We start from the raw sequence: 9569 nt of genomic DNA on the forward strand, positions 1-9569 counted from the left end.
GATTAACTGACGATAGAGAATACCATTCTCACGCTGCCCTGTCAGCCGCCATCCAAATGTTCGATCGCCTGCCGGCGCATCTCGTCCTTGCGGACCTTGCCGGTGACCGTCATCGGAAAGTCGTTGACGATCCGCAGATACCGCGGCACCTTGAAGTGCGCCAGCCGGCCGGTGCAGAACTCGCGCAACCGCTCGACGGTCAGCGGCGGCGCCCCGTCGCGCATCATCACCACCGCCATCAGTTCCTCACCGTAGGTGTCGTCGGGCACACCGATGACCTGGGCGTCGAGGATGTCGGGGTGGGTGTGTAGGAATTCCTCGATCTCGCGCGGGTAGACGTTCTCCCCGCCGCGGATCACCATGTCCTTGATGCGCCCGGTGATGCGCACGTAGCCGTCGCCGTCCATCACGGCCAGATCGCCGGTGTGCATCCAGCCGTCGGCGTCGATGGCCGCGTCGGTCTTGTCCGGGTCGTTCCAGTAACCGGTCATCACCGAATAGCCCCGGGTGCACAGTTCGCCGACCTGCCCTCGTGGCACCGTCTCGCCGGTGGCGGGGTCGACCATCTTGATCTCCAGGTGCGGGCCCACCCGTCCGACGGTCTCCACCCGCTGCGTCAGCGAGTCCGCACTGCGGGTTTGGGTCGACACCGGAGACGTCTCGGTCATGCCGTAGCAGATCGCGACACCGGCCATGTGCATGTCGTCGATCACCCTCCGCATCACCTCCGCCGGGCACGGCGAGCCCGCCATGATCCCGGTGCGCAGGCTGGTGAGGTCGTAGCGGGCGAAGTCGGGCAGACCCAGCTCGGCGATGAACATGGTGGGCACCCCGTAGAGGCTGGTGCACGCCTCGTCCTGCACCGCCCGCAGCGTGGCCGCCGGATCGAAGCCGGGCGCCGGGATGACGATGGCGGCGCCGTGGCTGGTCGCCGCCAGGTTGCCCATCACCATCCCGAAGCAGTGGTAGAAGGGCACCGGCAGGCAGATCCGGTCCTCTTCGGTGTAGCCCAGCAGCTCGCCGACCAGGTAGCCGTTGTTGAGGATGTTGTGGTGACTCAGCGTCGCGCCCTTGGGATAACCCGTTGTGCCCGAGGTGTATTGGATGTTGATCGGGTCGTGGGCGTGCAGCGTTGCGGCCACCTGCGTCAGAGCGTTCGAATCAATCGGCGTACCGGCCAGTTCCTGCCACCGGGAACTGCCGATGAACACCACCTCGCGCAGGCCCGGGCACTCGGGCGCCACCTCCCGCAGCAGCGCGACATAGTCGGAGGTCTTGAAACGCGACGCCGAGATGACCAATGCGACCCCGGACTGCTTGAGCGCATAGGCCAGTTCGTGGGAGCGGTAGGCGGGATTGATGTTGACCAGGACGGCGCCGATCTCGGCAGTGGCGTACTGCGTCAGCACCCATTCGGCGCAGTTGGGCGCCCAGATGCCCACCCGTTCCCCGGTGCGGATGCCGGCCTGCAGCAGGCCGGTCGCCAGTGCGCGCACATCGGCGGACAGTTCGGCATAGCTCCAGCGCCGGCCCGACGGAACGTCAACCAGCGCAGCGCGATCGGGGTAGGCGCTCGCGGTGGCACACAGGCTGGCACCGATCGTCGTCGCCAACAGGGCCGGCCGGGTCTCGCCGCGGGCGTAGGACAGACCGTCGCGCGCCGCGGGTACCGCAGTTGCCATCGAGCCTCCACCGGTATGGGCGATGGGTGCTACGTTAGTGACCATTAACTCAACTGTCCACGAGCGGAGGCATGATGGCGGCGTCCATCCCGGCCGACGCGGCGGGTAGCAACGAACCGGCCAACCGGCGCAGCCGGCTCAAGTCTGACCGGCGTACCCAGTTGCTCGCGGCCGCCGAACGCCTCTTCGCCCAGCGCGGCTATCTGGCAGTCCGGTTGGAGGACATCGGCGCGGCCGCGGGGGTCAGCGGTCCAGCCATCTACCGGCACTTCCCCAATAAAGAAGCCCTGCTGGTCGAATTGCTGGTCGGCATCAGCACCCGGCTACTGGCCGGGGCGCGCACGGTCGAATCGGGTGGACGCGGCCCGCAGGAGGTGCTGGACGGCCTGGTCGACTTTCACCTCGATTTCGCGCTCGGCGAGCCGGATCTGATCCAGATCCAGGACCGGGATCTGGCGCATCTGCCGGCCGCGGCGCAGCGCCAGGTCCGCAGCGCCCAGCGCCAGTACGTCGAGGTGTGGGTGAGTGTGCTACGTGCGCTGCACACCGGGCTGGCCGAAGTCGATGCCCGGTTGATGGCCCACGCGGCGTTCGGTCTGTTGAACTCGACGCCGTACAGCATGAAGCCCGCCGGCGCTAAGTCCGCCGGACCGGAGCGCTCGCGAGCGGTGTTGCGGGCGATGACGATCAGCGCGCTGGGCGCCGACGGAATCTGACCAGGCTGGCCGACGTCACGGTCGTGACCGCCCGGCGCAGGTACCCTGCAAGCCATGAGGTGGGCATGACCGATCCGTATCGACCGGAGGGCTCCGATCAGCCGTGGCAGAGCGGAGGAACGACTGAGCCGTCAACTTTCGGTTCTCCGCCGTACGTCGATCCGGCCTATGCCGGACAGCTTCCGACATACCCGCCCGGCTACCCGCCGCAGTCGCCCAACCCGACGGCGCAACTGCCGCGGCAACAGTGGGAACCACCCCAGCCCCCGCCCGGTGGATCCGGGGGTGGCGGCCAGGGCGGGCCCCCTGAGCCCCCACGGTTCCCGAACTGGCTCTGGCTGGTGTCCGGCGCTGCGGTGCTGCTGGTGGTCGGCATGGTGATCGCACTGGTGATCACCAACGGCTCAGGGCGGAATTCGGCGACGGTCACGCCGGTTTCGCCACTCCCGACGGCACCGAGCACGCCGGTTCCCCGGCGCGTCCCGACCACCACTCCGTCGCCGTCGCGAACACCGGCGCCCAGCATCACCACGCCAAGCACCCCGCCGCCGACGACGTCGACCACAGCGGGGGCTCCCGAGACCATCGTCTACAGCGTCACCGGAACCGGCCGAGCGCTCAGCATCGCCTACATCGACACCGGCGGCATCTTGCAGACCGAGTTCAACGTGGCCCTGCCCTGGAGCAAGCAGGTGACGCTGACACCACCGGCGTCAACGGCGGCCGCGGTCACGGTGGTCAACTTCGGCGAGCAGATCACCTGCTCGGTGTCGGTGGACGGCGCCCAGGTGCGTCAGCGCACCGGCTCGATCCTCACGGTGTGCGCGGCGGCCGGCTGACGCTGTCAAGCCCGCCGCGGCACGCGCACCGGCAGTATCGCCAGCAGGCCGAGCAGCAGTACGGTGCACAGCCCGCCCATGCCGGCCCGATCGGTGTGAAAGACATCGACGAAGACCGAGAACAGCCACGGCGCCAGGAAGGAGACAGCGCGACCGGTCATCGTGTAGAGACCGAAAGCCACCCCCTCCATACCTTCGTTGGCCATCCGCAGCAACAGGGTGCGCGCCGAGGACTGGGTGGGCCCGATGAACAGGCACAGCACCAGGCCGCAGGCCCAGAACGCCACCGGACCGGACAGCGTCATCAGCGTGATACCGGCGACGACCATCACAACCAGCGATCCGACGATCACCGTCTTGGATCCGATCCGGTCGTCGAGCAGCCCACCGGCGACCGCGCCGATCGCGGCGATCACACTGGCGGCCACCCCGAAGATCAGCACGTCACCGGCCGAAATACCGTAGACATTGACGCCGAGCACCGCGCCGAACGCGAACACGCCGGCCAGCCCGTCGCGGAAGATCGCGCTGGCCATCAGATAGAAGACCAGGTTGCGGTCGCGATGCCACTCGGCGGTGATGTCGCGCCACAGTTGGCGGTAGCCGCCGAGCAGGCCCAGCCGCGCCGGCGGTGCCTCGGAGTCACCGCCCAACCGATGCGCGGTGAGCAGCAGCGGCAGCGCGAACACGGCCATCCACGCCGCGGCCAGCAGCATGGCCACCCGAACGTTCTCGCCGCCCTCGGTGGGCAGGTTCAGCAGGCCGCGGGTGGGGCCGCTTCCGGCGATGCAGCCCACATAGACCAACAGCAGCAACAACACGCTGCCGACATAGCCGGCCGCCCAGCCGAAACCGGAGATTCGGCCGGAGTTCTGCGGCGTCGACAACTGCCGCAGCATGGCGTTGTAGGGCACGCTGGCCAGATCGCCGCAGGCGGCGGTCAGCGCCAGCAACACCAGCCCCGGAGCCAGGTAAGCGGGTGTGTCGCGGATCAGGCTCATCGAGGCGATCAGCACCACCGCGGCGCCGGTCAGCACCCCAAGCGTCACCCGGCGGCGGTGCGGGGCTGCCACCCACACCCCGACCAACGGCGCCACCGCGGCCACGGTCAGGCCGGAGATCGCCAGGGTGCGGCCCAGCCAGCTGGACGGTGACACCGCACCGGGCAGGTCACGGCCGACGCTGCTGGTCAGATAGACCGAGAACACGAACGTCACCACAATCGCGCTGACGCCCGCGGCACCGGTGTCCCACAACGCCCACGCCACGATCCGGGATCGCCCGGGTTTGACCGCCCCAGGCTCACCCATGCCTGGCACTCTACGATTGCCCCATGCCAGTGCCTGCTCCCAACCCCGATGCCCGCGCCGTCGTCACCGGAGCTTCCCAAGGGATCGGCGAAGCGCTGGCCACCGAACTGGCGGCCCGCGGCTACGGGCTGATCATCACCGCACGCCGCGAAGATGTGCTCAACGACGTGGCGGCACGATTGCGGGACAAGTACCGGGTCACCGTGGAGGTGCGGGCAGTCGACCTGGCCGATCCGCCGGCCCGCGACAAGCTCTGCGCTGAGTTGGCCGAGCGGGAGATCTCGGTGCTGTGCGCCAACGCCGGCACCGCGACGTTCGGGCCGGTCTCCGGCCTTGACCCGGCGGGTGAGCGGGCCCAGGTGCAGCTCAACGCGGTTGCGGTGCACGACTTGGTCTTGGCGGTGCTACCGGGAATGTTGGAGCGCCGCTCCGGCGGCATCCTGATCTCCGGTTCGGCGGCCGGCAACTCGCCGATCCCCAACAACGCCACCTACGCCGCGACCAAGGCCTTCGCCAACACTTTCAGCGAGTCGCTGCGCGGGGAACTGCTCAAGTCCGGGGTGCATGTGACGTTGCTGGCGCCGGGGCCGGTGCGCGCCGAGATGCCTGACGACGCCGAGGCATCGCTGGTCGACAAGCTGATCCCGGACTTCCTGTGGATCTCCACCCAGCACACCGCCAGGCTGTCGCTGGATGCCCTGGTGCGCAACAAGATGCGCGTGGTGCCCGGGATCACGTCCAAAGCCATGTCTATGGCCAGCGGATATGCACCCCGCGCCATCGTCACGCCGATCGTGGGCGCGGTCTACAAGAAGCTCGGCGGGGGTTAGCCGGATACGCGGGCCGGACCCGCATGCATAGTTGCCCGCCTACGAGCGACAGATGGCAAAGCGCTCATTCACGTATCCGTGGTTGTCGCTCAAAGCCGGGCAACTCACCTATCCCCGCCGGTGGTCCGGCGGGGCCAACACTCAGCGCCGGCGCCGGCCGGTGCCGAAGATGCTGCGGGTGATCTCCCGGCCGAAAGCGGTTCCGGCGGAACGCATCGCGCTCTTGACCGCCGGATTGGCCAGCACCTTCTCAAAGAAGCCCGGCTCCGGCGGCGGGGGTGGCGGCAGGTCCAGATCGCCCGGAAGATCCGGCAGCGGAGTCAGTTTGGCGGTCAACCGCTCGTAGGCCGAATCCCGGTCGATGGTCTGGCCGTACTGCACCTGCAGCGGACTCGCCTGGGCGGCAGCCCTGATCGCGTCGTTGCCGATGGCGGCCATCAGCGAGCGAGGCGCCCGCAGCCGGGTCCAGGCGACCGGGGTGGGTGTGCCCCGCTCGGAGAGCACGGTGATGACAGCCTCGCCGATCCCCAGCGATGTCAGCGCCGACTCCAGGTCGTAGACGTCGGTTTTCGGGTAGGTACGCACCGTCTTGGTGAGCGCCTTCTGGTCGTCGGGGGTGAAGGCCCGCAGCGCGTGCTGGATACGCGCGCCCAGCTGCGAAAGCACCGTGTTGGGCACGTCGGTGGGCAGCTGCGTGCAGAAGAACACGCCGACGCCCTTCGAGCGGATCAGCTTGACGGTCTGCTCGACCTGTTCCAGGAACGCCTTCGAGGCGTCGCTGAACAGCAGGTGCGCCTCATCGAAGAAGAACACCAGCTTGGGTTTGTCGATGTCGCCGACCTCCGGCAGGAAGGTGAACAGATCGGCCAGCACCCACATCAGGAAGGTGGAGAACAGCACCGGACGCGCCGCCTGCTCGCCGAGCTCCAGCAGCGAGATGATGCCGCGTCCCTGCGGGTCGAGGCGCAGCAGATCCTTGGGGTCCAGTTCCGGCTCCCCGAAGAAGGTGTCGGCGCCTTCGGCCTCCAGATTGACCAGCGCGCGCAGAATCACCCCGGCGGTTGCCGGGGACACCGCACCCAGCGACTTCAGTTCCGGCTTGCCCTCGTCACTGGTCAGATAGGTGATGACCGCCCGCAGATCCTTCAGATCCAGCAGCGGCAGTCCCTGCTGGTCAGCCCAGTGGAAGATCAGCCCCAGCGTCGACTCCTGGGTGGCATTGAGCCCGAGCACCTTCGACAACAGAATGGGGCCAAAGCTGGAGATGGTGGCCCGCACCGGGACACCGATGCCGCCGGTGCCCAGCGACAGAAACTCCGTCGGGAACGCCGTCGGCGCCCAAGCGTCACCGGTCTCGGTGGCACGCTGGGTGACCTTGTCGCCGGCCTCCCCCGCGCGGGACAGACCGGACAGGTCGCCCTTGACGTCGGCCATCAGCACCGGGACGCCGGCCGCGGACAGCTGCTCGGCGATCACCTGCAGCGTCTTGGTCTTGCCGGTACCGGTGGCGCCGGCCACCAGCCCGTGCCGGTTGATGGTGGCCAGTGGAATGCGGACCTGCGCCGACGGGTCGGTGGTGCCGTCGATGACCACCGTGCCCAGCTCGAGGGCCTGACCGTCGGCGGCGTAGCCCGCCGCGATCTGCTGTGCGGCGTTCGCCGCCGAATCGGGACTCACAGGCCACGACATTACTTGGCCGGTCGGTACCGCCGTGCGACTGCCGGGGCGCTCAGCGGCTAACGTGGGCTAACTGTGAGCGCTGCACGTGACGAACTCGTCTGGATCGACTGCGAGATGACGGGCCTGGATCTGGGCTCGGACAAGCTGATCGAGATCGCCGTCCTGGTCACCGATGGTGAGCTGAACATCCTGGGCGACGGCATCGACGTGGTGATCCATGCCGACGACGCGGACCTGGACGCGATGAGCCCCATCGTGACCGACATGCACACCCGATCGGGGCTGATCGAGGAGGTCAGGGCGTCGACCGTCGATCTGGCCACCGCCGAGGCGATGGCGCTCGACTACATCCGAACCCACATCAAACAGGCGAAGACGGCGCCGCTGGCGGGCAACTCGATCGGCACCGACCGCGGGTTCCTGGCCCGGGACATGCCCGCCCTCGACGACTACCTGCACTACCGGATGATCGACGTCAGCTCGATCAAGGAGTTGTGCCGGCGCTGGTATCCGCGGATTTACTTCGGCCAGCCCGAAAAGGGCCTGGCGCACCGCGCGCTGGCCGACATCCACGAGTCCATCCGGGAGTTGAAGTACTACCGACGCACCGCGTTCGTGGCCCCTCCCGGGCCGCCTACCAGCGACATCACCGCGGTTGCCGCGGAGCTCGGGCCGCCGACGGACGCGCCCGAGGTAATCGATTCGGTTGCCGAGCGCCCGAGCGGCTAGTATCGACGACGCTGCTTGCTTGGCTTGCCCGGCGGGCAGCAATGGTGGCTGTAGTTCAGTTGGTAGAGCACCAGGTTGTGATCCTGGGTGTCGCGGGTTCGAGTCCCGTCAGCCACCCCAGCTGGAAACATCGCCTCACCGGTAGAGATACGGGTGGGGCGATGTTCGTTTGGGCGGTTCACGCCGTCGCGAATCCCCCGCGGTTGCCCACCGTGCGGCCGTCCTTGATCACCATCAGGATGTTGTCCGGATCACCGACCGAGTCGATGTCGTCGAGTGGGTTGCCCCGCACGACCACCAAATCGGCGGTCTTGCCAGCCTCGACGGTGCCCAGCGCGTCGTCCACCCCGCACAGCTGTGCCGAGGTACGGGTGCCGGCAACGATCGCCTGCATCGGCGTCAACCCGCCGAAGCGCACCAGCAGGCCGAGTTCCTTGAGGTTTGAACCGTGATCGGGGTTCAGACCGGCGTCGGTGCCCACCGCGATCTTGACCCCGGCTGAGGCCGCCCGGGCGATCGACTCATGGGACAGCGCATGCCATTTCGCGCTCTTGGCCGCCCCCGCCGGGGTCGCGGTAACCGGGGTCATGGTCTCCAGCAGGGTCGGCACGAGGAAGGTGCCTTGGGCGACCATCTGGTGACACAGCTCGTCGTCGAGGGCGTAGCCGTGTTCGATGCTGTGCACCCCGGCATCCACCGCCGCGCGGATCCCCGCGAGGCCCTGGGCGTGCGCAGCCACTCGCCGCCCGCCGTAATTCTGGCCTTCCTCGACGATCGCCGCGATCATCTTCCGGCGCATCCCCAGCCAAGTCGGGTCATCATGGGGCGAAGCCACCCCACCGCTGGAGGCCACCTTGATCACGTCGGCGCCCTCTCTGATCAGCTCACGGGCCCGCTTCCGCGCGGCCGCCACGGAGTCCACCAGATAACCACCGACCAGCGGCGTCAGGTCCGGACCACACGGCAGGTGGAAGTCGGCATGCCCGCAGCTCTGGCTGAGCAGGTTGATGGCCACCAGCAGCCTCGGGCCCTCGATCAGCCCAGCGGCCACCGCGTCGCGCACCCCGGCGTCGATGCCCATCAGGTCGCGCGCGGTGGTGACGCCGTTCTCCAGGGTGGTCCGCAGCCGCTGGATCAACTCGAAGTGCCGATAGGAGGCTGGCCGCATCGCCATCTCCAGGGGGCTGCCGTTGGGCCCGGGCAGGCTGAAGTGGACATGGCAGTCGAAGAAACCCGGGCAGATCGTGTTGCCGCCGACGTCGATGGTGACGGCGCCCGCGGACGTGGTCGGGATGGCGGCCGCCGGCCCTGCCCAACTGATCGTTTCGCCGTCGACGAGCACGGCTGCGTCGTGGATCGGGGCATTTCCGGTGCCGTCGATCAAAGTCGCGTTTCGTAGCAGGAAGGTCGCCATAGTGCGTCCCACTCCACCAATTGACTAGGCAAAATGCAATCAGCCGCGCTGGACCGGGGCGGCGATCGTTACATCCGACACAGAACGTGTATCGCGCGCCGGCTTGGTATTGAGATCACGTTTTGGTTACGGTTTCCTGCGTGCTCACGCAAGGACTGGTTGATCTGCGCATGAAATCCGGGGTTCTGGCGGCGACGGCTGCATTGCCGGCCGCCCTGTTCCTGGCTGCCGGCGTCGGCGCCGAGCCGGGAAACAACGACGAACCCCCGCCTCCGGCGGCCTTCGACGCGCCGCCACCGGCGGAGGACGCACCACCTCCTCCGCCGGAGGACGCGCCACCTCCGCCCCCGGAGGATGCACCCCCACTCG

9 protein-coding genes and 1 tRNA gene are annotated in these 9569 nt (G+C 68.1%); 6 read left to right on the forward strand and 4 right to left on the reverse strand.

Features of this window, described 5'->3' with window-relative positions; all coding sequences use genetic code 11:
• Positions 1-41: 41 nt before the first annotated feature.
• Complete coding sequence (locus tag AWC16_RS20490) at positions 42-1682, reverse strand: AMP-binding protein (RefSeq protein WP_085266562.1); 1641 nt, start codon at positions 1680-1682, stop codon at positions 42-44.
• 74 nt (positions 1683-1756) lie between these two features.
• Here AWC16_RS20490 and AWC16_RS20495 point away from each other — a divergent pair, with 74 nt between their 5' ends.
• Both AWC16_RS20495 and AWC16_RS20500 read left to right on the forward strand, forming a co-directional pair.
• Positions 1757-2398 carry an SACE_7040 family transcriptional regulator gene (locus AWC16_RS20495; protein ID WP_085266569.1) on the forward strand — a complete coding sequence of 214 codons (642 nt, stop codon included), beginning with the start codon at positions 1757-1759 and terminating at the stop codon, positions 2396-2398.
• A 65-nt stretch (positions 2399-2463) separates the two neighbouring features.
• Positions 2464-3237 (forward strand): MmpS family transport accessory protein, encoded by a 774-nt coding sequence (locus AWC16_RS20500; protein ID WP_234812365.1) that lies wholly within the window; start codon positions 2464-2466, stop codon positions 3235-3237.
• Positions 3238-3242: 5 nt separating this feature from the next.
• Here AWC16_RS20500 and AWC16_RS20505 read toward each other — a convergent pair whose 3' ends face one another.
• Entirely contained in the window at positions 3243-4547 is a 1305-nt protein-coding gene (locus AWC16_RS20505) for an MFS transporter (protein WP_085266564.1), read from the reverse strand.
• 23 nt (positions 4548-4570) lie between these two features.
• Between AWC16_RS20505 and cmrA the strand changes: the two genes are divergently transcribed.
• Positions 4571-5377 (forward strand): mycolate reductase, encoded by an 807-nt coding sequence (gene cmrA, locus AWC16_RS20510; RefSeq protein ID WP_085266565.1) that lies wholly within the window; start codon positions 4571-4573, stop codon positions 5375-5377.
• Between the two features lie 141 nt (positions 5378-5518).
• Here cmrA and AWC16_RS20515 read toward each other — a convergent pair whose 3' ends face one another.
• Positions 5519-7066: a helicase HerA-like domain-containing protein gene (locus tag AWC16_RS20515; protein WP_420094310.1), complete on the reverse strand. Its 1548-nt coding sequence runs from the start codon at positions 7064-7066 to the stop codon at positions 5519-5521.
• Positions 7067-7129: 63 nt separating this feature from the next.
• On the opposite strand from AWC16_RS20515, the gene orn reads away from it, so the two are divergent.
• Both orn and AWC16_RS20525 read left to right on the forward strand, forming a co-directional pair.
• Positions 7130-7786: an oligoribonuclease gene (gene orn, locus AWC16_RS20520; RefSeq protein WP_085266567.1), complete on the forward strand. Its 657-nt coding sequence runs from the start codon at positions 7130-7132 to the stop codon at positions 7784-7786.
• Positions 7787-7830: 44 nt separating this feature from the next.
• Positions 7831-7906: transfer RNA gene (locus tag AWC16_RS20525), tRNA-His, on the forward strand.
• 58 nt (positions 7907-7964) lie between these two features.
• On the opposite strand, the gene AWC16_RS20530 is transcribed toward AWC16_RS20525, so the two are convergent.
• Entirely contained in the window at positions 7965-9200 is a 1236-nt protein-coding gene (locus AWC16_RS20530) for a metal-dependent hydrolase family protein (protein WP_085266568.1), read from the reverse strand.
• Positions 9201-9340: 140 nt separating this feature from the next.
• Here AWC16_RS20530 and AWC16_RS24770 point away from each other — a divergent pair.
• Positions 9341-9569: hypothetical protein (locus AWC16_RS24770; protein WP_207572370.1), on the forward strand; the 229-nt coding region annotated here is incomplete at its 3' end.

Source organism: Mycolicibacter longobardus (assembly GCF_002102265.1).
Lineage (GTDB): Bacteria > Actinomycetota > Actinomycetes > Mycobacteriales > Mycobacteriaceae > Mycobacterium > Mycobacterium longobardum.

Bases quoted from the DNA above. Each gene is read 5' to 3' on its own strand.
- AWC16_RS20500 (WP_234812365.1), top strand. From the start codon at position 2,464: ATGACCGATCCGTATCGACCGGAGGGCTCCGATCAGCCGTGGCAGAGC.
- AWC16_RS20515 (WP_420094310.1), bottom strand. From the start codon at position 7,066: ATGTCGTGGCCTGTGAGTCCCGATTCGGCGGCGAACGCCGCACAGCAG.
- AWC16_RS20530 (WP_085266568.1), bottom strand. From the start codon at position 9,200: ATGGCGACCTTCCTGCTACGAAACGCGACTTTGATCGACGGCACCGGA.
- AWC16_RS20490 (WP_085266562.1), bottom strand. From the start codon at position 1,682: ATGGCAACTGCGGTACCCGCGGCGCGCGACGGTCTGTCCTACGCCCGC.
- AWC16_RS20495 (WP_085266569.1), top strand. From the start codon at position 1,757: ATGGCGGCGTCCATCCCGGCCGACGCGGCGGGTAGCAACGAACCGGCC.
- AWC16_RS20505 (WP_085266564.1), bottom strand. From the start codon at position 4,547: ATGGGTGAGCCTGGGGCGGTCAAACCCGGGCGATCCCGGATCGTGGCG.
- cmrA (WP_085266565.1), top strand. From the start codon at position 4,571: ATGCCAGTGCCTGCTCCCAACCCCGATGCCCGCGCCGTCGTCACCGGA.